The 21,060-nt window shown below is 66.3% G+C and carries 24 protein-coding genes and 1 tRNA gene; 14 read left to right on the forward strand and 11 right to left on the reverse strand.

All coding sequences use genetic code 11. The features are described 5' to 3' along the window. Complete coding sequence (locus tag DC366_RS14235; protein WP_108692904.1) at positions 1-696, forward strand: NUDIX hydrolase; 696 nt, start codon at positions 1-3, stop codon at positions 694-696. Between the two features lie 18 nt (positions 697-714). Here DC366_RS14235 and DC366_RS14240 read toward each other — a convergent pair whose 3' ends face one another. After that, on the reverse strand, positions 715-1,599 hold the full coding sequence (locus DC366_RS14240) for a fatty acid desaturase (protein WP_108692905.1): 885 nt from the start codon (positions 1,597-1,599) through the stop codon (positions 715-717). Continuing rightward, complete coding sequence (locus DC366_RS14245) at positions 1,592-1,798, reverse strand: DUF2061 domain-containing protein (RefSeq protein ID WP_108692906.1); 207 nt, start codon at positions 1,796-1,798, stop codon at positions 1,592-1,594. Before DC366_RS14245 ends, DC366_RS14240 begins: the two co-directional genes overlap by 8 nt. Positions 1,799-1,905: 107 nt before the next feature. On the opposite strand from DC366_RS14245, the gene DC366_RS14250 reads away from it, so the two are divergent. Beyond that, positions 1,906-2,766, forward strand: coding sequence for a helix-turn-helix domain-containing protein (locus DC366_RS14250; RefSeq protein WP_108692907.1), 861 nt, complete (start codon positions 1,906-1,908; stop codon positions 2,764-2,766). Here DC366_RS14250 and DC366_RS14255 read toward each other — a convergent pair. After that, positions 2,763-3,806 (reverse strand): aldo/keto reductase, encoded by a 1,044-nt coding sequence (locus DC366_RS14255; protein ID WP_108692908.1) that lies wholly within the window; start codon positions 3,804-3,806, stop codon positions 2,763-2,765. The two genes, DC366_RS14250 and DC366_RS14255, sit on opposite strands and share 4 nt — an antisense overlap. Before the next feature lie 137 nt (positions 3,807-3,943). Between DC366_RS14255 and smpB the strand changes: the two genes are divergently transcribed. The 5 genes from smpB to DC366_RS14280 are packed head-to-tail and all read left to right on the forward strand — an operon-like array spanning position 3,944 to position 7,912. Next, positions 3,944-4,420, forward strand: coding sequence for an SsrA-binding protein SmpB (gene smpB / locus DC366_RS14260; protein ID WP_108692909.1), 477 nt, complete (start codon positions 3,944-3,946; stop codon positions 4,418-4,420). Beyond that, positions 4,420-4,668 (forward strand): hypothetical protein, encoded by a 249-nt coding sequence (locus DC366_RS14265; RefSeq protein WP_108692910.1) that lies wholly within the window; start codon positions 4,420-4,422, stop codon positions 4,666-4,668. Before smpB ends, DC366_RS14265 begins: the two co-directional genes overlap by 1 nt. Positions 4,669-4,728: 60 nt before the next feature. Continuing rightward, a complete protein-coding gene (gene sseA, locus DC366_RS14270; protein ID WP_108692911.1) occupies positions 4,729-5,586 on the forward strand; it encodes a 3-mercaptopyruvate sulfurtransferase in 858 nt (285 codons plus the stop codon). A 1-nt stretch (position 5,587) separates the two neighbouring features. After that, positions 5,588-6,772, forward strand: a complete 1,185-nt coding sequence (locus DC366_RS14275; protein ID WP_108692912.1) for an amino acid aminotransferase — start codon at positions 5,588-5,590, stop codon at positions 6,770-6,772. Positions 6,773-6,811: 39 nt separating this feature from the next. Then, complete coding sequence (locus tag DC366_RS14280) at positions 6,812-7,912, forward strand: pyridoxal phosphate-dependent aminotransferase (RefSeq protein ID WP_108692913.1); 1,101 nt, start codon at positions 6,812-6,814, stop codon at positions 7,910-7,912. Here DC366_RS14280 and DC366_RS14285 read toward each other — a convergent pair. Beyond that, positions 7,909-9,126: a pyridoxal-phosphate-dependent aminotransferase family protein gene (locus DC366_RS14285; RefSeq protein ID WP_108692914.1), complete on the reverse strand. Its 1,218-nt coding sequence runs from the start codon at positions 9,124-9,126 to the stop codon at positions 7,909-7,911. The genes DC366_RS14280 and DC366_RS14285 overlap by 4 nt on opposite strands. Positions 9,127-9,260: 134 nt before the next feature. Between DC366_RS14285 and DC366_RS14290 the strand changes: the two genes are divergently transcribed. Continuing rightward, positions 9,261-9,944 (forward strand): tyrosine-protein phosphatase, encoded by a 684-nt coding sequence (locus DC366_RS14290; RefSeq protein ID WP_108692915.1) that lies wholly within the window; start codon positions 9,261-9,263, stop codon positions 9,942-9,944. Here the strand turns inward: DC366_RS14290 and DC366_RS14295 are convergent. Together DC366_RS14295 and DC366_RS14300 are read right to left on the reverse strand one after the other, a co-directional pair. Further along, complete coding sequence (locus tag DC366_RS14295; protein ID WP_108692916.1) at positions 9,928-10,947, reverse strand: type I glyceraldehyde-3-phosphate dehydrogenase; 1,020 nt, start codon at positions 10,945-10,947, stop codon at positions 9,928-9,930. The genes DC366_RS14290 and DC366_RS14295 overlap by 17 nt on opposite strands. 107 nt (positions 10,948-11,054) lie before the next feature. Beyond that, complete coding sequence (locus tag DC366_RS14300) at positions 11,055-11,885, reverse strand: hypothetical protein (RefSeq protein ID WP_133176216.1); 831 nt, start codon at positions 11,883-11,885, stop codon at positions 11,055-11,057. A 225-nt stretch (positions 11,886-12,110) separates the two neighbouring features. Here DC366_RS14300 and panB point away from each other — a divergent pair, with 225 nt between their 5' ends. Beyond that, the gene (panB, locus tag DC366_RS14305; RefSeq protein ID WP_108692918.1) at positions 12,111-12,950 is read left to right on the forward strand and encodes a 3-methyl-2-oxobutanoate hydroxymethyltransferase; all 840 of its coding nucleotides are present in this window, start codon (positions 12,111-12,113) and stop codon (positions 12,948-12,950) included. Continuing rightward, a complete protein-coding gene (gene panC, locus DC366_RS14310; RefSeq protein ID WP_108692919.1) occupies positions 12,947-13,795 on the forward strand; it encodes a pantoate--beta-alanine ligase in 849 nt (282 codons plus the stop codon). Before panB ends, panC begins: the two co-directional genes overlap by 4 nt. Positions 13,796-13,826: 31 nt before the next feature. Here panC and DC366_RS14315 read toward each other — a convergent pair. Further along, a tRNA-Leu gene (locus tag DC366_RS14315) sits at positions 13,827-13,912 on the reverse strand. A 123-nt stretch (positions 13,913-14,035) separates the two neighbouring features. Between DC366_RS14315 and lipB the strand changes: the two genes are divergently transcribed. Further along, positions 14,036-14,686, forward strand: coding sequence for a lipoyl(octanoyl) transferase LipB (lipB, locus tag DC366_RS14320; protein ID WP_108692920.1), 651 nt, complete (start codon positions 14,036-14,038; stop codon positions 14,684-14,686). 141 nt (positions 14,687-14,827) lie between these two features. Here lipB and DC366_RS14325 read toward each other — a convergent pair whose 3' ends face one another. After that, positions 14,828-15,334 carry a hypothetical protein gene (locus DC366_RS14325; protein ID WP_133176217.1) on the reverse strand — a complete coding sequence of 169 codons (507 nt, stop codon included), beginning with the start codon at positions 15,332-15,334 and terminating at the stop codon, positions 14,828-14,830. A 236-nt stretch (positions 15,335-15,570) separates the two neighbouring features. Here DC366_RS14325 and ctaD point away from each other — a divergent pair, with 236 nt between their 5' ends. Both ctaD and DC366_RS14335 read left to right on the forward strand, forming a co-directional pair. Next, a complete protein-coding gene (gene ctaD / locus DC366_RS14330; RefSeq protein WP_108692922.1) occupies positions 15,571-17,244 on the forward strand; it encodes a cytochrome c oxidase subunit I in 1,674 nt (557 codons plus the stop codon). 235 nt (positions 17,245-17,479) lie between these two features. Next, on the forward strand, positions 17,480-18,217 hold the full coding sequence (locus tag DC366_RS14335; RefSeq protein WP_108692923.1) for a leishmanolysin-related zinc metalloendopeptidase: 738 nt from the start codon (positions 17,480-17,482) through the stop codon (positions 18,215-18,217). A gap of 33 nt (positions 18,218-18,250) precedes the next feature. Here DC366_RS14335 and DC366_RS14340 read toward each other — a convergent pair whose 3' ends face one another. The 3 genes from DC366_RS14340 to DC366_RS14350 are packed head-to-tail and all read right to left on the reverse strand — an operon-like array spanning position 18,251 to position 19,726. Continuing rightward, on the reverse strand, positions 18,251-18,622 hold the full coding sequence (locus tag DC366_RS14340) for a cupin domain-containing protein (RefSeq protein ID WP_108692924.1): 372 nt from the start codon (positions 18,620-18,622) through the stop codon (positions 18,251-18,253). Next, entirely contained in the window at positions 18,619-19,485 is an 867-nt protein-coding gene (locus DC366_RS14345) for an urea carboxylase-associated family protein (RefSeq protein ID WP_108692925.1), read from the reverse strand. The genes DC366_RS14340 and DC366_RS14345 overlap by 4 nt, the downstream gene beginning before the upstream one ends. Positions 19,486-19,519: 34 nt before the next feature. Continuing rightward, positions 19,520-19,726, reverse strand: a complete 207-nt coding sequence (locus tag DC366_RS14350; protein ID WP_108692926.1) for a hypothetical protein — start codon at positions 19,724-19,726, stop codon at positions 19,520-19,522. A 227-nt stretch (positions 19,727-19,953) separates the two neighbouring features. On the opposite strand from DC366_RS14350, the gene DC366_RS14355 reads away from it, so the two are divergent. Further along, positions 19,954-21,000 carry a rod shape-determining protein gene (locus DC366_RS14355; protein WP_076531468.1) on the forward strand — a complete coding sequence of 349 codons (1,047 nt, stop codon included), beginning with the start codon at positions 19,954-19,956 and terminating at the stop codon, positions 20,998-21,000. Positions 21,001-21,060 lie beyond the last annotated feature (60 nt).

The following is a 21,060-nucleotide window of genomic DNA, read 5'->3' on the forward strand; positions in this document are numbered from 1 at the left end:
GTGACAGATCCGTCCGGAGCGATTCGCGATGCGGCAACGGTGATCGCGCTGCGCGATGACGGCGTCGAAAAGCATGTGCTGATGGGCCAGCGCGGCGCGGCGGCGGCCTTCATGCCCAGCAAATTCGTCTTTCCCGGCGGCGCCGTCGATCCCGGCGATACCGCGGTCCCGCTGGCCGCTCCGCTGCCGCCGCTCTGCGCGGACCGGCTGCAGGAGGCCAGCGCGCCGGGCCTTGCGGGCGCACTGGCCGCCGCCGCCATTCGCGAGCTGTGGGAGGAATCGGGCCTGATCATCGGGCGCCCCGGCGCGTGGTCCTGCCCCGTTCCCGGCGACTGGGCCGCTTTTGCCGAGCGCGGATATGTGCCCGATGCCGGCGCGCTGCAATTCGTCTTCCGCGCCATCACCCCGCCGGGCCGCCCGCGCCGGTTCGATGCGCGGTTCTTCCTGATCGACGCCGATCAGATCGCGGGCGATCCGGATGATTTCAGCGCCGCCAGCGAAGAGCTGTCGCATCTGCAATGGATTCCGCTATCGCAGGCGCGCCGTTTCGATCTGCCCTTCATCACCGAGGTGGTGCTGGCCGAGATCGCGGCGCGGGGCAACAATGCGGGGCCGCCCGCCTCGATCCCGTTTTTCCGGAACGACGACGAAGAGAGCCTCTTCTTGCGCCTCAACGGGGCCAGTCCGCTGCAATAGCCCCCCCCCCCCGGGACATCAGGGGCGCGGCCAGAGCGGATGCGCCACCGGATCCTTGGCTCGCAACAGGTAGCGCCGGAAGATCTGGGCGTAGTTGCGATAGACGTAATCGTCAGTGCGCGCCCGGTAATGCGCCTTGTTCTGCGCATAAAGCGCCGGCAGGCGGTACCACGCGGCGCGCGGATGCATGTGATGCACCACGTGATAATTGTTGTTGAGAAACAGCAGCGCCAATGGCCCCCGATCCTCGATGACGACGGTGCGCCCGCTTGCACGGTCATGCGCGCGATGTTCCAGAAACGTGCGGATCTTGAGCAGCGACAGCGCGCCATAGGCCGCAATCAGATACGCCCAGACCGGCATCGGCGATACCCAGACCCAGACCAGCACCGACAGGATCGCCGCCAGATGCCACAACCACGCGCGCCGGATCGCCGCATCCCCCGCCCGGATGGCGCGCCAGTCGCCGCGCAAGAACAGGGCCATTCCCACGACCGGCCCGATGATGACGCGGCCCAGCAACGTGTTGTTGAACCGCAGCACAGCCCGCAGTGCGCGCGGCAGACGCGTCCAGACGACCGGGTCCAGATAGTTCGATTCCGGGTCGTCATAGGGATCGGTCAGCAGCGCATCGCGGTGATGGGCCAGATGCGTGTCGCGAAACCGCGCATAGGGGACGAAAAGGCCAAGGCAGGGCCAGATCGTCGCCTCGTTCAGGCGCTGGTTGGCAAAGGGGTGGCCGTGCAGCACCTCATGGGTCAGCGACGAGTGCTGCGCAATCGCGAGCGTGGCCAGCACGATGCCCAGCGGCAGCCAAAACGTCGAAGCCCAGATGGTGGCCACCACCCACAGCGCATAAACCGCGACCGTCAGCGCCAGCGTCGGCCATTCGATCTCACGCATTCAAACGGCCCCAGGAGATGCGCGACCAGATCCGCTCGTACAGGAAATAAAGGCTCAGCCCGATCGCCGTATTCACCACCGCCATCAGGCCGCCCACCCCGGCCGAGCCTGTCATGACATAGCCGACAAGGCTCATCACCAACAGGCCGTTGATGTTCCAGATGACGGCCTTGACCACCGTGCGCTTGGGGCGTTCCATAAATCCTCCGATTGTTTGGTTGATGCACTCAGGAATACGACGGCCCCGGCGCGGTGCCCATTCTGTTTGCAGTTAACATTCCCCCGCAAACGTGATAATTATCACCAATGATGGTAAAAACGGACAAACGCGCCCGCGCCACGCTGTTTCGCTCGCGTCTGCGCGAGGCGATGGGCAGAAGGCGGATGAGCCAGAGCGCGCTGGCCCGGGCGATCGGCGTGGACCGCTCGACCGTGTCGCAACTGCTGGGCGGTGCGGGCGCGCGGCTGCCCAATGCGCAGGTGGTGGGCGAATGCGCGCGCAGTCTGGGCGTCTCGGCCGACTGGCTGCTGGGGCTGACGGACCGGCCCGAAACGGCGGCCGATATCCTGGCCAATTCGCTATCGCTGACCGAGGCGCCGCGCGCCGCCGTCGATGCGCAGATCTTCGAGTGGCACAAGGAGGCGGCGGGCTACAAGATCCGGCACGTGCCGGCGGCGATGTCCGACATGCTCAAGACGCGCGCGATGCTGGAATGGGAATACGAGCCGCATCTGGGGCGCAGCACCGATCAGGTGATCGGCGCGTCGGAGGACCGGCTGAACTGGATGCGCGGCGCGCAGTCCGATTACGAGATCGCGATGCCGCTGTACGAATTGCACAGCTTTGCGCATGCCGAAGGGTATTACAGCGGCCTGCCGCTGGACGTGCGGCGCGCGCAGATGGATCTGCTGATCGACGTGACCCGGCAGCTCTATCCGCGTTTGCGGCTCTATCTGTTCGACGCGCGCCGGGTCTATTCGGCGCCCATCACCATTTTCGGCCCGCTTCTGGCGGTGCTCTATATCGGGCGCAACTACATGGCCTTCCGCGATACCGAGCGCGTGCAGGCCCTGACCGAGCATTTCGATCACCTGCTGCGCGAGGCGTCCGTATCGGACCGCGACATGCCCGCCTATCTGGAGGATCTTGCCCGCGACCTGCGCTAGAACGGCATGGGATGCGCGCGATGGGCGGTGTCGATCTCGTCCAGAACCTCGGTCGACAGGGTGAGGTCCGCCGCGCCCAGCGCCAGGTCCAGTTGCTCCATCGTGGTCGCGCCGAAGATCGAGGACGCCATGAAGGGCCGCGTCAGCGTCCAGGCCAGCGCCATCTGCGACGGGTCCAGCCCGTGGCGCGCGGCGATGTCCAGATACGCCTGCACGGCGGCAAAGGCGCGCGTCGTCGTGCGCCCGCCCAGATCGTCGACGATGGACCTGCGCGAGCCCGCGGGCACGGCGCCGCCCTGATACTTGCCGCTCAAAAGCCCCGTCGCGAGGGGCGAATAGGCCAGCAGGCCCACATCCTCGTGGGCGCTCAGCTCGGCCAGATCGGTGTCATAAAGGCGGCACAGCAGCGAATATTCGTTCTGGAGGCTGGCCACGCGCGGCCAGCCGTTTGCCTCGGCAAGGCGCAGGAATTGCGCGGTGCCCCAGGCGGATTCGTTCGACAGCCCCACATGGCCGATCGTGCCGCGCGCCACCTCGGCGGCCAGCGTCTCCAGCGTTTCGGCGATATTGTCCAGCACGGCGGCAGTATCCTGGCCCGACGGATCATAAGCCCAGTTCTGGCGGAACATATAGCTGCCGCGATTGGGCCAGTGCAGCTGATAAAGGTCGATGTGATCGGTCTGAAGGCGCTTCAGCGAGCCTTCGACAGCCTGCGGAATCGTCTGCGCCGTGATCGGCGCGCCGCCCCGGACATAACTCATGCCCGGCCCGTTGATCTTGCTGGCGATGATGACATCGCGGCGGCGCCCGGTGGCCGCCAGCCACGTGCCGATCACCTCCTCGGTGCGGCCTTGGGTTTCGGCGGTCTTGGGCGCGACGGGATACATCTCGGCGGTGTCGATGAAGTTGATGCCGCGCTCCAGCGCGCGGTCGATCTGGGCGTGGCCCTCGGCCTCGGTGTTCTGGGTGCCCCAGGTCATCGAGCCCAGGCACAGCTCGGACACCATCAGGCCGGTGCGGCCAAGGGAGTTCATCTTCATCGCGGCAAGTCCTTTTACTTTTGCGCGGCACCCTAGCGAATTGCCGCGGGCCGTCACGCGCAAAATAGGCCGGGGCAGTCCTCAGACCGCTACGCCTATTGCTGGACACGGGCGCGGGGCATGATTAGATCGCGTTCATGGCACAAAAAGACGAAAACAAGAATTACAAGGTAATCGCCGAGAACCGGCGCGCCCGGTACGATTACGCCATCGAGGACGATATCGAATGCGGTATCATCCTTGAGGGGTCCGAGGTGAAATCCCTGCGCGAGGGCGGCGCGAACATTGCCGAAAGCTATGCCAGCGTCGAGGATGGCGAGCTGTGGCTGGTGAACAGCTATATCGCGCCCTACAAGCAGGCCAAGACCTTCGGCCACGAAGAAAAGCGCAAGCGCAAGCTGCTGGTGTCGCGGCGCGAGATGGCGCGGCTGTGGTCGGACACGCAGCGCAAGGGCATGACGCTGGTGCCGCTGGTGATGTATTTCAATCATCGCGGGCTGGCCAAGCTGAAGATCGGCATCGCCAAGGGCAAGAAGAACCACGACAAGCGCGAGAGCGAGGCCAAGCGTGACTGGGGCCGTCAAAAGCAGCGTCTGCTGAAGGATCACCGCTGATGGAGATGCTGGCGGCGATGTTTTGCGGCGCGGTGGGCGGCGCGGCATTGCGGCGCGGCGCGCTGGCCCTGCCGGTCGCGACCGTGCTGGGCATCATTGCGGGCGCGGCGGCGTGGTATCTGCTGGGGCTGGTCGGGCCGGGTCTGAAGGCCGGGCCCCTGGCGTCGATGCATGCGGCGGCGGGCGCCGCGGCCGGCGCCGGGCTGGCCGCGCTCGCCGGAGCGGTGCGGCGCCGCGCGGGCGGCTGATGCGCTTGCCTTGACGGCGGGGCGCATATAGTCAGGATATAGCTGAAAAGAGGGGCTGATATGGCAAACGACGATCCGGGAATTCTGGTCTCGACCGCGTGGCTGGCCGCGCATCTGAAGGATCCCGACCTGCGGATTCTGGACGCGACGTGGTTCCTGCCGGGCACGCAGCGCGATGCACGGGAAGAATACGAGGCCGCCCATATTCCCGGCGCGCGTTTCTTCGATATCGAGGAAATCAGCGATCACCGCTCGGACCTGCCGCATATGGCGCCCGCGACCGAGAAATTCATGTCGCGCCTGCGCGCCATGGGTGTCGGCGACGGCCATCAGGTGGTGGTCTATGACACGCATGGCCTGTTTTCGGCCGCGCGCGTGTGGTGGCTGTTCAAGCTGATGGGCCAGCGCAACATCGCCGTGCTGGATGGCGGCTTGCCCAAATGGCAGGCCGAGGGGCGCCCGACCGAAGACATGGCCCCCATCGTGCGCGACCGGCACATGACGGTGCGCCGGCAGAACCAGATGGTGAAGGATGTCACGCAGATGGCCGCCGCCTCCAAGCTGGGCGATCACACCATTCTGGACGCCCGGCCCGCCGCACGTTTTCGCGGCGAGGCGCCCGAGCCGCGCGAAGGGCTGCGCCGCGGCCACATCCCCGGATCGCGCAACGTGCCGCATACCGACCTTCTGAACGAGGACGGCACGATGAAGGATCCCGACGCCCTGCGCGCCGTGTTCGAGGCCGCGGGCGCCGATCTGGACAAGCCGGTCATCACCACCTGCGGATCGGGCACGACGGCGGCGATCATCAACCTTGCGCTGGAGCGGATCGGCGTGACGGATCATGCGCTCTATGACGGATCGTGGTCCGAATGGGGCGCCTTCCCGACGGTCCCGGTCGCTACCGGGGACGCCTGACATGCTGCACCTGCTGGCGCCGCAAACCGCTGACGGCATCCTCAAGCTGAAGGAGCAGCTCGCGGGCGACAGCCGGGCGCACAAGATCGATCTGGGCGTCGGCGTCTACAAGGACGAAGGCGGCGCCACTCCGATCATGCGCAGCATCAAGGCGGCCGAGCAACGGCTCTGGCAGGCCGAGGATACCAAGACCTATACATCCCTGCCCGGCGATCCGGCCTATCTGGACGCGATGCGCCGCCTGATCCTGGGCAGCGACGTGGCCGAAAGCCGCGTGGCCGCCATCGCCACGCCCGGCGGCACCGGCGCGGTGCGCCAGGGGTTCGAGCTTTTGCAGATGGCGCGCCCCGGCGCGCGCGTCTTCGTGACCGATTCGACCTGGACCAACCACCTGAGCATCCTTGCCCATCTGGGGATCGAGGCCGTGCCGTTCCGCTATTACGATCCGGCCACCCATGCCGTTGACACGGATGGCATGCTGGCGGATCTGGCGCAGCTTGAGGCCGGGGATGCAGTGCTTCTGCATGGCTGCTGCCACAACCCGACCGGCGCGGATCCGGACCCGGAAGGCTGGCGCGCGCTGATCGAGGTGATGAACGCGCGCGGCGCCGTGCCGGTGATCGATCTGGCCTATCAGGGCTTCGGCGACGGGATCGATGCGGACGCCGCCGCCACGCGCGCCATTGCAGATGGCTGCGCGCAGGTGCTGATCGCGGCCAGCTGCTCGAAGAATTTCGGCATCTACCGCGAGCGGACCGGCATCCTGATGGCGATCATGCAGGACGCGGGCCTGCGCGCGCAGGCGCAAGGCGCGCTGACGCATCTGAACCGGCAAAGCTATTCCTTTCCGCCCGATCACGGCGCGCGGCTGGTGACGATGGTGCTGGACGATCCGGCCCTGCGCGCCGACTGGCAGGCCGAGCTGGAGGGCATGCGCGCGCGCATGATGTCCCTGCGCACCGATCTGGCGCAGGCGCTCGCCGAGGCGTCGGGCTCGGACCGCTTTGCCTATCTGACGCATCATCGCGGCATGTTCTCGCGCATCGGCGCCAGCCCCGGGCAGGTCGACAGGCTGCGCGATGAGCACGCCATCTACATGGTCGGCGACGGGCGCATCAACATCGCCGGGCTGAACGCGCGCGACATACCCGCGCTCACGCGCGCGATGCTGGATGTGGGTCTCTGACGGCTTGCACCGCCGCGCGCCTTGGCGTTTAGTGCGCCCATGTCCGATACACGCACAACCCGCCTGATCCAGTCGCTGCCCGCCGCCGTTCCCTTTGTCGGGCCCGAAACGATGGAGCGCGCGCGCGGCGCGCCCTTTGCCGCGCGCCTTGGCGCGAATGAAAGCGTCTTCGGCCCCTCGCCCAAGGCGCTGGACGCGATGAAGGCCGCCTGTGACGAGATCTGGAAATACCCCGACTCGACCAGTTTCGATCTGCGCCACGCGCTGGCCGCGCAGAACGGTATCGCGCCCGAAAATATCGTCGTGGGCGAAGGCATTGACGGGCTGCTGGGATACCTCGTGCGCCTGATGATCGCGCCGGGCGATGCGGTGGTCACGTCGGATGGCGCCTATCCCACGTTCAACTACCATGTCACCGGCCATGGCGGCACGCTGCACAAGGTGCCCTATCGCGACGATTTCGAAGATCCCGCCGCCCTGATGGCGCGCGCCGCCGAAGTGGGGGCCAAGCTGGTCTATCTGGCGAACCCGGACAACCCGATGGGCACGTGGCATGACGGGGACGCGATCACTGCCGCGCTCGATGCGCTGCCCGAGGACGCGCTGCTGGTCCTGGACGAGGCTTATGTCGAATTTGCCCCCGCCGCCGCGCCTGTCGCCATCGACGATGCGCTCGTGATCCGCATGCGCACCTTCTCCAAGGCGCATGGGCTGGCGGGCGCGCGTGTCGGCTATGCCATGGGGCCTGCCCCGCTGATCGCGGAGTTCGAGAAGATCCGCAATCATTTCGGCATGAACCGTGCGGCGCAGGTCGGCGCGCTGGCCGCGCTTGAGGACACCCGTTGGCTGGCCCATGTGCAGGCCAAGGTTGCCGCCGCGCGGGAGGAGATCACGCGCATCGCCGCTCGGAACGGACTGAGCGCGATCCCCTCGGCCACCAATTTCGTCAGCGTGGATTGCGGCAGGGACGGCGATTTCGCCCGCGCCGTGCTGGAGGCGCTGGGTCGGCAGGGCGTTTTCGTGCGGATGCCCTTCGCGGTGCCGCAAAACCGCTGCATCCGCATCAGTTGCGGCACGCCCGCCGATCTGGCGCTGTTGGCGGACGCACTGCCCCGCGCACTGGCCGAGGCTGGCCGCTAAGACCCGCCGATCACCGCCGCCGCCGCGCCCAGTGCGCCGGAGCCGTGCGGGATGTCCAGCGCGACCAGCCCCGCCTCGATACTGGCCAGAACGCCCAGCACCATATGCGCGTTGACATGACCCATATGCCCGATGCGAAAGAACCCGTGCCACGCCGGATCGCCCGGCTCGGCCATGCCAAGGCCGATGCCCAGCGTGACGCCTGCCTCGGCCTCCAGCCAGTTGCGCAGATCGCTTGCACGCGGCGCGGGCAGCGACAGCGCAGTGACCGCACGGCTGCGATGGGCCGGATCGGCCATGTTCATCGCCAGCGCGCCGCCTTCGGCCCATATCCCGCACGCCGCCCAGATCGCGCGGGCGAGGCGGTCGTGGCGCGCCCATACGCCTTCCATCCCCTCGGCGTGGATCATGTCCAGCGCCGCGCGCAGGCCATAAAGGTGATGCGTCGGCGCGGTGCCGAAAAAATACTGATAGAACTGATCGGGCGCCGCGCGCAGCGTCCAGTCCCAGTATGGGCTGACGCGCTCCAACCTTTGCCGCGCCTCGGCCGCCTTGTCGCTGAAGAAAACGAAGGCAAGGCCCGGCGGCATCATCAGCCCCTTCTGGCTGGCCGTGACGGCGATATCGACGCCCCATGCGTCCATCTCGAACCGGTCGCATGCGAAGGAGGCAATGCAATCGGCCATCAGCAGCGCGGGATGGCCCGCCGCATCCAGCGCCGCGCGCACCGCCGCCAGATCGCTGAGCGCCGAGCTGGACGTGTCCACATGCGTGGCGACCACGAGCTTGATCCGGTGGGCGGTATCGGCGCGCAGCGCCTCTTCGACCTGCGCCGCGTCGATGGGCGCCGCGCGGCCGAAATCCATGCGCGTGACGTCCGCGCCCATCTGCGCCGCCATATCGGCCCAGCCATGTCCGAACCGCCCGGTGATCAGCGCCAGCACACCGTCCCCCGCCGCCAGCACGTTGGCAAAACCGGCCTCCCAAGCGCCATGACCGTTGGCGATGTAGATCGCGGCATGATGCGCGGTGCGCGCGGCGCGCTTGAGGTCCGGCAGCAGCGTATCGGCCATGTCGATCAGCGCGCCCGCATAGATATTGGGCGACGCCGCGTGCATCGCGTTCAGCACCCGGTCCGGCACCACCGAGGGGCCGGGAATGGCAAGGTAGCTGCGCCCGCCCGCCAATGCGCCGCGCTCGTCTGGTCCGCTCATCGCCTTCTCCCTTCGGCCGCCATGTCCGCGCAGATTTGCCGGCGCCCGCGCCCGCGTCAATCCACCCGCATCGCTTGCCTTGCCGGGCGCTGGCGTCTAGACCCTGACATTCCTGACGCAGCGCCGAGGCCCGCATGACTCTCTTCCAGAAACTAGCCGAATGGGAGCGGAACCTGCGCCAATCCTACAACACGGACCTCTCGACGCCCGAAAACCGGCGCCGCGCGCATATCTACAACCTGTGGTTCGATCATGCCATCCTGCGCGGCATCTGGACCAACCAGTACGAGGTGGCGCCGGGCGTCTGGCGCTCGAACCATCCGACGCATAAACGCTTTGCCCGGCTCAAGAAGATGGGCGTCAAATCCATCCTCAACCTGCGCGGCGCTGCGGGCGCCGCACATTACCTGACCGAAAAGGAAAGCTGCGCCGCGCTGGGGCTGACCCTTGTGGACGTGACGCTGCACGCGCGCTATGCCGCCCCGCCCGAAGACATCCAGGCGGTCATCGACGCCTTCCGCACCATCGAGCGTCCGTTCGTGATGCATTGCAAATCGGGCGCCGACCGGGCCGGATTTGCCTCTGCCATCTATCTCATGGTGATCGAAGGGCGCCCGGTGGCCGAGGCGCGCCGCATGCTGGGCCTGCGGTTCCTGCATGTGCGCCGCTCGCGCACCGGGGTGCTGGACTACATCCTGGATCTGTTCGAGGCCCGCCAGCGCGAGACTGGCATCGGCTTTGAAGAGTGGGTGCGGACCGAATACGACAACACCGCCGTTCAGGCCGATTTTGACGCCCGCTTCAAGCCCTGGTTCTGAGCCGCGCGCCGATCCGTGCCGCCATGTCCAGCATGCGGCACGAAAAGCCCCACTCGTTGTCATACCAGCCAAAGACGCGGACAAGGCCGCCCGCCGCGATGGATGTCTCGCGCCCGCACATGATGATCGATTCGGGCCGCGCGCGCAGATCGGACGACACCAGCGGCTTGTCGGTCCAGCCGAAAACCCCCGCATGGGGCCCGTCCTGCGCCGCCTCGCGCAGGACCGCGTTGACATCGGCCGCGGCGACGGGGCGCGCCGTCTGAACGGTCAGGTCGATGCAGGAGACGCTGGCCGTCGGCACGCGGATCGCCCGCGCCTCGATCCGCCCGGCGAGCGCAGGCAGGACCAGCTCCATCTGGCCCCGCGCGCTGGTTGTCGTCGGCACCATCGACAGGGCGGCGGCGCGGCTGCGCTCCAGATTGCCGCGCGGCTTGTCCACGGTCGGCTGGCTGCCGGTATAGCAATGCACCGTCGTCATCTGCCCCGACACGATCCCGAAGGCCGCGTCCAGAAGCCGCGCCAGCGGCGCCAGCGCGTTGGTGGTGCAGGACGCGTTCGAGATGATCCGCTGATCGCCCAGCGCCTCCTCGTTCGCGCCCAGCACCAGCGTCACGTCGGCCTCCGCCGCCGGGCCCGAGACCAGAACCGCACGCGCCCCGGCCTGCAGCCCGCGTTCGGCCATGGCGCGCTTGCCGGCCATGCCAGTGCATTCCAGCACCAGATCGACACCGCTCAGATCCAGCTGGCGCAGATCCGGGACCGAGTGAAAGGCGACGGACCGGCCGTTCAGTATCAACGCCTCCGGCGCCACCTCGACCTTGCCCGGCCAAGTGCCATAGACACTGTCATATTCGAACAGATAGGCGCAGATCTCCAGCGGCTCGATCTCGTTGATCAGCACCAGCTCGATATCGGCGCGCCCCTTCAGCAGGATCCGCAGGATGGCGCGGCCGATCCGGCCAAAACCGTTGATGGCAATCTTGACGGGGGGATGGGGCATCTTGTCTGTCTCCGGGGCGTGGACACGCAATCGTTAGCGCGCCCGAACCGCACCCGCCACCCCCGCTGGCACTTTCGTCGCGGCTCAGGCGATCGCGGCCAGAGCCCTCAGGGCAGGCTCAGCTGAATCAGCGCCTCGTGCAACTCGCGCCCCTCCAGCGTCAACACCGCGTCGATGAAGACCTTGCCGGCGCGGCAGGCGCGGCGATTGTCGACCGTCGGCAGGTTGGCGAAACTGTCCATGATGCGCGCGGCGTCAGGCTCCTGCGCGATATGGCGGCTGAGCGCGGCAAAAATCAGCGCCTCGGCGCGGGCCGCTCGTTTCGGCGTTGTTTTCAGCTGTCCGCGCGTGGCCCCCAGCTGCGCCGCGCGCAGCTGTATGCGGTAATAATTGCGCAAGCCCGCCGTGTTGAGCCGCGCGGCGGCGCGGGCGGTGGCATCGGCCATGCGGTCGGGCGCGAGGCTGCCGCGCACGGCCTGCCCGCAGATATGCACCGGCATCGCGCCAAGAACGGCCTGCTCGACCAGATAGTAATATTGCAACTCGACCAGCGGCAAATGCCCCAGCCCCTGGTCGATGACGCCCCACAAAAGGCCCTGCGCCCGCGCCATCGGCGCGCTGGTTCCGGCCCGCACGGCCATCACCCGGTCCGCGATATAGCCGGCGATGACAGGATCGCGCAGCATGTTCGCCGCGTGCTGTGTCGCCAGTTCCAGGTTTTCACCCTTGAAGCCCAGCTTGCTGAGGTCGGCGCGCACGGTCTCGTCCTCGTGCAGGCGGCCCAGAAGGCGGATCAGGTCGGCGCGGCTGACCGCTTCCTGCACGGTCTTGCCGCCGGACGCCGCCGCCATGGCCGCGCCGGACCACGGCGCCGCCACCAGCAGCGCGCACAAGGCGGCGCGGAGAAGCGCGGAGAATTTCGATGGCATGTGCCGCAAGACGGGGCCTCCCAAGGGATCGGATAACAAAGTGTCGCACGCGGGCGGGCGCCTGTCGCCCCCCGTTATATCACAAATAGGCCGCGCGAATCGCTGCACCACCCCTAGTGGTTTGCGCGCGACGTGCAAGCGCCCCGGCGGATCGCCGCCAGAATACATCAGTGGCACTTGCGGCGAAACCTTGCTAGGCATCGCCGCATCGCTACCAAATTCGAGGCCCGCCAGATGAGCGCCACAGCCCGCCAGTCCGCCCCGCTTCCGACCGATATCCGCGCCATGAAGGGCGCCGCGCCCATCGTCAGCCTGACGGCCTATACCACGCCGATGGCGCGCATGATGGACGCCCATTGCGATTTCGTGCTGGTCGGCGACAGCGTCGGCATGGTGCTGCACGGCATGCGCTCGACGGTCGGCGTGACGATGGAGATGATGGTGATGCATGGCCAGGCCGTCGCGCGCGGGCTGGACCGTGCGATGCTGGTCATCGACATGCCTTTCGGCAGCTACGAAGAGGATCCGCGCCAGGCGATGCGCAACGCCTCGCACCTGATGCGCGAGACGGGCGCGGCAGCGGTCAAGCTGGAGGGCGGCGCGCATATGGCGGACACGATCCGCTTTCTGACCGCGCGCGGAGTGCCCGTGATGGCCCATATCGGCCTGACGCCGCAGGCGGTGGGCACGCTGGGCGGCTACAAGGTGCAGGGACGCGGCGCCGCCGCCAAACATCTCAGCGAGGACGCGCAGGCGGTGGCCGATGCGGGCGCCTTTGCCGTCGTGCTGGAAAAGATCCCCGCCGCGCTGGCCGACCGGATCACGTCCGAAATCGCGATCCCGACCATCGGCATCGGCGCCTCCGCCGGCTGTGACGGCCAAGTGCTGGTGGTGGATGACATGCTGGGGCTGTTTACCGCCTTCAAGCCGAAATTCGTCAAGCGTTACGCGCAGCTTGGCGCCGATGGCGAGGCCGCGATCGCCGCCTATGCCGCCGAGGTGCGCGCGCGCGCATTTCCCGCAGCCGAGCACGTCTTTGCCGATGAGGCCCCCGCGAAAGCGCCCGGCGCATGAGTGCGCCGATCGTGCGCAACCTTGCCGATCTGCGCGCCGCAATCCTGCCTTGGCGCGACGCGGGCGCGCGGATCGGCGTGGTGCCGACGATGGGCGCGCTGCATGACGGCCACCTGTCGCTGGCCCGCGCCGCCAAACGGGTCTGCGACCGCGTGATCGTGACGATCTTCGTCAATCCCCGCCAGTTCAGCACGCCCGAGGATGTGGCGCGCTATCCGCGCACCGAGCAGGCCGATGCGGCCCGGCTGGCCCGTCACGGCGTCGATGCGATCTATGTGCCGGACGTCGATCAGATCTATCCGGACGGCTTTGCCACGACCGTGACCGTCAGCGGCCTGACCGAGGTGATGGACGGCATCCACCGCCCCGGCCACTTTGCGGGCGTCACCACGGTTGTCGCGAAACTCCTGGCCCAGACCTCGGCGACAGACGCGTTTTTCGGCGAAAAAGACTTTCAGCAATTGCAGGTGGTCCGCCGCATGGTCCGCGATCTGGACATGCCGGTTACAATTCACGGCTGCCCGACGATCCGCGAGATCGACGGGCTGGCGATGTCGTCGCGCAACCTGCTGCTGTCGGACCGCGCCCGCACCATCGCGCCCGCTTTGGTCGAGCAGATGGAACAGATGGCCGCCGCCATCGTATCGGGCCGCCCTGCCGAGGAGGCGCAGCGCGCGGCCATCGCGGCGCTCAAGCAGGCCGGTTTCACCGATGTCGATTACATCGAGATGCGCGCGAATGACGATCTGAGCCTGCTGACCACACCCAGCCGCCCCGCCCGGCTCTTCGCCGCCGCATGGCTGGCCGGCGTGCGCCTGATCGACAACATCGCCGTGGAGCGCTGACGCCGAGGTTCGGGCATGAAAAGCTGGAGTTTGGTGCGGTCGAGAAGACTCGAACTTCCACGGGTTTTACCCCACAGCGACCTCAACGCTGCGCGTCTACCATTCCGCCACGACCGCACAGTCATGGTATGCCACGGCGTTTAGCGCCTCGCGCGTGATTTGTGAAGCGTAAAATCCGCGTTTCTGCGAAGGCGCGCGGCCACGCTTCCCACCGGCGCGCGGGCGGTGTATTCCGCCCGCATGGTGGAATGGAAAATATCGCCCGGCCTGACGGAGTATCAAACGGCGCTGGCTGTCATGGAGGACCGCGTCGCGGCCATCCTGCGCGGCGATGCGCCTGAATTGGTGTGGCTGCTGGAGCATCCGCCGCTTTATACGGCGGGGACGTCCGCACGGCCTGAGGATTTGACCGATCCCGATCGCTTCCCCGTTTTCGAGGCGCGGCGCGGCGGGCAATATACCTATCACGGACCGGGCCAGCGGGTGGTTTACGTGATGCTGGATGTCGGGCGGCGCGGGCGCGATGTGCGCGCCTTCGTCAGCCAGCTGGAGGCGTGGGTCATCGCTGTGCTGGATGAGTTCAACATCAGGGGCGAGCTGCGCCCGGGCCGCGTGGGCGTCTGGGTGCAGCGCCCGGACAAGCCGCTGACGGCCGCGGGCGCCGTGCCCGAAGAAAAGATCGCCGCCATCGGCATCCGCCTGCGCAAATGGATCAGCTTTCACGGCATCTCCATCAACGTGGAGCCGGATCTGGACCACTTCAGCGGCATCGTGCCCTGCGGGATCGCCGAGCACGGCGTCACCAGCCTTGTGGATCTAGGCCTGCCCGTGACCATGGAAGATGTGGACGTGGCACTGCGCCGCCAGTTCGATACCATTTTTCCGTCCTGAACGCGGCTTTCACCGCACTGACAGCGAAGCCGCGGCAGTAAAATAGCCCGCAACCCCGGTGTGGGATTGCGGGCCATAACGCTATGCCTGCCGCCGGTATTCAGAAGGGACGGGAAGACCGGCAGCCGGGACGTGGCAGCGTTATTCCTGGGCGGGGATGGCCGCCGGATCTTCGGACGGATGACGGAAATCGCCGGTCATCTGCGAATCGTCCGTTGTGCAAAACTCGGACATCATCGCAACAACGTCCTCATCGGACCCCATGGCTTCGTCGCGGGCTTCCTCGCGGCCGCCATCGACCTCGACATCGTCGCTTGCGTTTTCGGTCGCAGTAACGTCTGCGCCATCGTCGCCGCGCGCTTCGTCACGGGCAGCCTCGCGTCCGGCTCTCCACTCCTGAGCGTGCGCCATCTGGTCATCGGCGCTCAGCGCGTTGTAATCGCTGCACTTCATGCTGTGGTTGTCGGCAAACGCCGTGGTGGACATCAGGGTGCCCAGTGTCAGGGCGGCGGTGGCGGTGGTCAGCTTGCGAAAATTGGTCATCGTTCCTCCTAGGTTCAAAAAGACGCCCTCCTGCTGTGTGCCGGTCTGTGGCGTCGTTCGGGGCATCAACACCGCGCCGGTTAAATTGGTTCCCGCATCGCACATCTTTTTCGCCGCGATAACGCCACGGGGCGGGATTTACCGCGCCGGTCATTGTCGGTAGGGTTTCGGCAAGGACGCGGCAAGCCCCCGATTTTTAAGGGGGTGCGACAATTTTATTTGATCTGGGTCAAACTCTTGCGTTGCCCGCCTGCGCCCGGCGCACTAAAACACCCACCAGATACCCGCGCGCCCGCAGCATCGCAAAAGGCGCCCGGACCCATACCAGCAGGAGGCACCCAATGGCAGATGCAGCCATTCATGGCCATGACCACCACGACGAGCGCGGGTTCTTCACCCGGTGGTTCATGTCCACGAACCACAAGGATATCGGTATCCTTTACCTTGTCGTGTCGGCGTTTGTCGGCCTGATATCCGTTCTTTTCACCGTCTACATGCGCCTCGAACTGATGGAGCCGGGTGTTCAATACATGTGCCTTGAGGGCGCGCGGTTCATTGCCGATGCGGGCGCCACCTGCACGCCGAACGGACACCTTTGGAACGTGATGATCACCTATCACGGCGTCCTGATGATGTTCTTCGTGGTGATTCCGGCCCTCTTCGGCGGTTTCGGCAACTATTTGATGCCGCTTCAGATCGGTGCGCCGGACATGGCGTTTCCGCGCATGAACAACCTCAGCTTCTGGCTGTATGTCGCGGGTACTTCGCTGGGCGTTGCCTCCCTGCTGGCGCCGGGCGGCAACGGGCAGTTGGGATCGGGCGTCGGCTGGGTGCTCTATCCGCCGCTGTCGACGAACGAGACGGGCATTTCCATGGATCTGGCCATCTTCGCGGTCCACGTCTCCGGGGCCAGCTCGATCCTGGGCGCGATCAACATGATCACGACATTCCTGAACATGCGCGCGCCGGGCATGACCCTGTTCAAGGTGCCGCTGTTCGCATGGTCGATCTTTGTCACCGCGTGGATGATTCTGCTGGCGCTGCCGGTTCTGGCGGGCGCGATCACGATGCTGCTGACGGACCGCAACTTCGGCACGACGTTCTTCAACCCGGCCGGTGGGGGCGATCCGATCCTGTATCAGCACATCCTGTGGTTCTTTGGCCATCCGGAAGTGTACATCATCATCCTGCCCGGTTTCGGCATCATCAGCCACGTCATCGCCACCTTCAGCAAGAAGCCGATCTTCGGCTACCTGCCGATGGTCTGGGCGCTGATCGCGATTGGCGCGCTGGGCTTCCTGGTCTGGGCGCACCACATGTACACGGTGGGCATGTCGCTGACGCAGCAGAGCTATTTCATGCTGGCGACGATGGTCATCGCGGTGCCGACAGGGGTGAAGGTGTTCAGCTGGATCGCGACGATGTGGGGCGGCTCGATCGAGTTCAAGGCGCCGATGATGTGGGCGTTCGGCTTCCTGTTCCTGTTCACCGTGGGCGGCGTGACCGGCGTGGTGCTGGCGCAGGCGGGTCTCGACCGGGCCTATCACGACACCTATTACGTCGTGGCGCATTTCCACTATGTGATGAGCCTCGGGGCCGTGTTCGCCATCTTCGCAGGGGTCTATTTCTACTTCCCCAAGATAACCGGCAAGATGTATCCCGAATGGGCGGCGCAACTGCACTTCTACGCGATGTTCATCGGTGCGAACCTCACGTTCTTCCCGCAGCACTTCCTGGGCCGTCAGGGCATGCCGCGCCGCTATATCGACTACCCCGAGGCCTTCGCGGTCTGGAACTACTGGTCGTCGATCGGCGCGTTCATCTCCTTCGCCAGCTTCGTGTTCTTCTTCGGGATCGTGGTCTACTCGCTGCTGCGCGGCAAACCCTCGCCAGAGGCAAACCCGTGGAACGAATACGCGGACACGCTGGAATGGACCCTGCCCAGCCCTCCGCCCGAGCACACGTTCGAGCAGCTTCCCAAGCGCGAAGACTGGGACAAGAGCCACGCGCACTAAGGCGCTGCTCGGTTTGAAATTGAGGAAAGGCCCCGGAGCGATCCGGGGCCTTTTTTGACTTGGCAGGACGAAAGCCCCTGCGCGGCGCGGCTGGCGCCGACCGGATTCATCCGCTTTTCAGCCGATGACGCATTTTTTTTTGGCAGATCCACGCCGACCCGGCACTGCTTGGTTTCCCAGGCAGCACAGCTGCAGCTAGTCTCGGAGGGCATCATCAGCGCAAAGCAGATCAGACATGATTACACTGGTTTTTTCAGGTGACTTCACCATCGCGCGTCGGGCGGTCTTCGAGCGCGCGGCTGCCAAGTGGGACGCGATCATAAATACCGTGTTCGACCCGATCCAGTTCGAGGGGGCCGATCTGACCGGCGTTCGGATCGATGCGACGATTGCCGATCTGGATGGCCCCGGCGGCGTTCTGGGCCGCGCCGGGCCGACCGTGTTGCGGCCCGGTTGCGAATTGCCGCTGGTCGGCCTCATGGAGTTTGACCGGGCGGATGTGATCGACCTTGAAACCGCGGGCAGTTTCGAGGACGTCATCCTGCATGAAATGGCCCATGTCCTGGGCTTCGGAACCCTCTGGGTCCGCAAGAACCTGATCGCGGGGACGGGCACGATGGATCCACGCTTTGTCGGACCGGCGGCTTCACGTGAATTCGCAAGTCTCGATCCGGACGGGGGAAAGGGCGTTCCGGTGGCCAATACCGGGGGGACGGGAACGCGCGAAGGGCACTGGCGCGAGCTGATTTTCGGTGACGAGTTGCTGACCGGGTTTCTATCGGGCACCGCCCGCCCGCTGAGCCGCATGTCGATCGCCTCGTTCGAGGATCTGGGCTATGAGGTGGATTTCAGCCGCGCAGATCCGTTCGCGCTGCCCAGTTTTCGCGAACTGGCCTTGCAGGGCGTGTTCGAGGCGGTGCGCAGTTGCACCTTGTGCCGAATGGAGCGGACGACGCCCGTTGTTCTGCGATAGATTGTCGACAGGTTGTCACATGCGGCTACCGCCTCAATACCCGCCCGCCTTCCATCCGAAAAACACCTTCGTCACCTCCTCGGACACGTCCCAGGTCACGCGGCTGCGGTCCCGCACGAACAGGCTGTCGCCGGCGCCAAGGTCGCGCACCTCTCCGGTTCCGTGGTCCGTCAGGCGACAGCGGCCGGCGAGGATGGTCATCAACTCGTCCCCCTGCTCGGTGCATTGAAAGGCGCCCGGCGTGCAGCGCCAGGTGCCGAAGCGCGTGTCATGCCCCGGCCCGCCCGCGTCGATGCGCCCCGAGGTGCGCGGGGTGCCGCGCAAGATCACGTAATTGCTGGCCGGATTGTCCAGCGGCCAGTCTTCCAGCGGACCGACATCGTCTCCGGGGGCATAGCCGATCATCCGGCGCGCCCCGCGACCGGCCCGCGCCCGTGGGTGCCGTCATAGCCGCTGCGCGCCGGGCTGCTCCACCCCTCCAGCGCGCCGGGGGCGGGGGCGAAAACCTCGACCAACAGCGGGAAACACGCCGCCGCGTCACTGGAATGCTGGGCCGAGCAATCACCCCCGGGGCAGGCACTGAGCGCGCCCAGAAGGTCGATCTCGGCGAAAAACTCGATGTAATCGCCGGGGCGCACGGGGCTGGCCTTCATGAAATACTGCCCCGTGTCGCGGGTAAAGCCGGTGCACATGAAGACGTTCAGGACGTCATGAACGTGGCGCTCGGCCTCATGCAGCGGCAGGCCCGTCTCGTCGCTGAGCGCGCGGGTCAGGTTGGAGTGGCAACAGTGATGATACTGCGTGCCCGCCAGCAGATGACCGGTATAGGGATCGCAGCGCGTGCCGATCACGTCATGCACCGATCCGCCGTATTCGTCGATCCCGTACCAGTTCAGCGTATCCTCGATCACCGTCGCCATGGGGCGCAGATGCGGCAGGCTGGACCACATCCGCTCGCCCGTCGTGATATGCGTGCCGTGCAGCGCGCGGGTCTTGCCCGAATAGAAACGCTCGGTCAGATCATCGACGCTCCACAGGTTCAGATCGCCCACCTGCGGCCCGTCGACCGAGGTGATGCGGAAAAAATGCCCGGCGGGCACGCGGAACGCGGCGGCATCGCGGGGCGCGGCCAGAACCTCGGCGGTCTTCGATGCGCCCACGCGCGCGGCGCGGTAGAGCGCCAGATCAGGCTGCGGCAGTGTCTCGTTGGGATAGCAGATCACGGGCGCCGCGGCGCGGCGGGCGGCGGCATCATCGGGTTCGGTCATTGTCAGCCTCGCAATCAGGTTGGTCGCGGCGCCACTAAAGCGTCTCCGTGCCCGCCTTGCAATCCTTCGGTGGCCGGCCCGTCGTGGTATGGTCGATCGCGCCGCATGTCATGCAGCGATAGGCGCGCCCGTCCCCGGCGTCCAGCGTCCGGTCCTCGCGCCAGCGGCAGTTACGCGTCCGGCGGTCCGAGAAGATCAGAACGAGGACGAAGGCCACGATCAAGTCGACGACGATCACCATGATGTGTTCTCCTTTCACGCCGACGCTGTGTAAGCTGCAGAGCTTCAGCTAGGGCCGCCGCTTCGCCCCTCAACCCTTGCTCAAGGGGCGCGCGGACCGGCAAGTTGATGCTGATATGCCCGAAACAGCCCCTTTAACCGCGCCGGCGGCATCTCTATAAGGGCGCAAGCCAGCCGGACAGACTCGCCCGGCGCCCTTTTGCATCCAAAGACAGGACACCGCCCTTCATGTCCATACTGAGCAGAATTCCGGGGATGTTCACCTCGGACATGGCCATAGATCTTGGAACGGCGAATACGCTGGTCTACGTCAAGGGCCGTGGCATCATCCTGTCGGAGCCGTCGGTCGTGGCCTACCACGTCAAGGACGGCGTGCGAAAGGTGCTGGCCGTGGGCGAGGACGCCAAGCTGATGCTGGGCCGCACGCCCGGCAGCATCGAGGCGATTCGCCCGATGCGCGAAGGCGTCATCGCCGATTTCGATACAGCCGAGGCGATGATCAAGCATTTCATCCGCAAGGTTCACAAGCGCACGACATTCTCCAAACCCAAGATCATCGTGTGCGTTCCGCATGGCGCGACCCCCGTTGAAAAACGCGCGATCCGCCAGTCGGTGCTGAGCGCAGGCGCCCGCCGCGCGGGCCTGATTGCCGAACCCATCGCGGCCGCCATCGGCGCGGGCATGCCGATCACCGATCCCACCGGCAACATGGTGGTGGATATCGGCGGCGGCACGACCGAAGTCGCGGTGCTCAGCCTGGGCGATATCGTCTATGCCCGCTCGGTCCGCGTCGGCGGCGACCGGATGGACGAGGCGATCATCAACTACCTGCGCCGTCAGCAGAACCTGCTGATCGGCGACGCCACCGCCGAGCGGATCAAGACCTCGATCGGCACCGCGCGCATGCCCGACGACGGACGCGGCGAGACGATGAAGATCCGCGGCCGCGATCTGCTGAACGGTGTGCCCAAGGAAACCGAGATCAGCCAGGCCCAGGTGGCCGAGGCCCTGTCCGAGCCGGTGCAGCAGATCTGCGAGGCGGTGATGACCGCGCTGGAGGCAACGCCTCCCGATCTGGCCGCCGATATTGTGGACCGCGGCGTCATGCTGACCGGCGGCGGCGCATTGCTGGGCGATCTGGATCTTGCACTGCGCGAGCAGACAGGTCTGGCCGTCAGCATCGCGGACGAGAGCCTGAACTGCGTGGCGCTTGGCACGGGCAAGGCGCTGGAGTTTGAAAAACAGCTGCGCCACGCCATAGATTACGACAGCTAGGCACCGGGCCGGCCCCGCAATTGCGGCGTCCGCGCGCAAATGTGACATGCGCGGCGCGCA

Origin of the sequence: Pelagivirga sediminicola (assembly GCF_003072125.1) — a bacterium.
Classification (GTDB): Bacteria; Pseudomonadota; Alphaproteobacteria; order Rhodobacterales; family Rhodobacteraceae; genus Roseovarius; species Roseovarius sediminicola.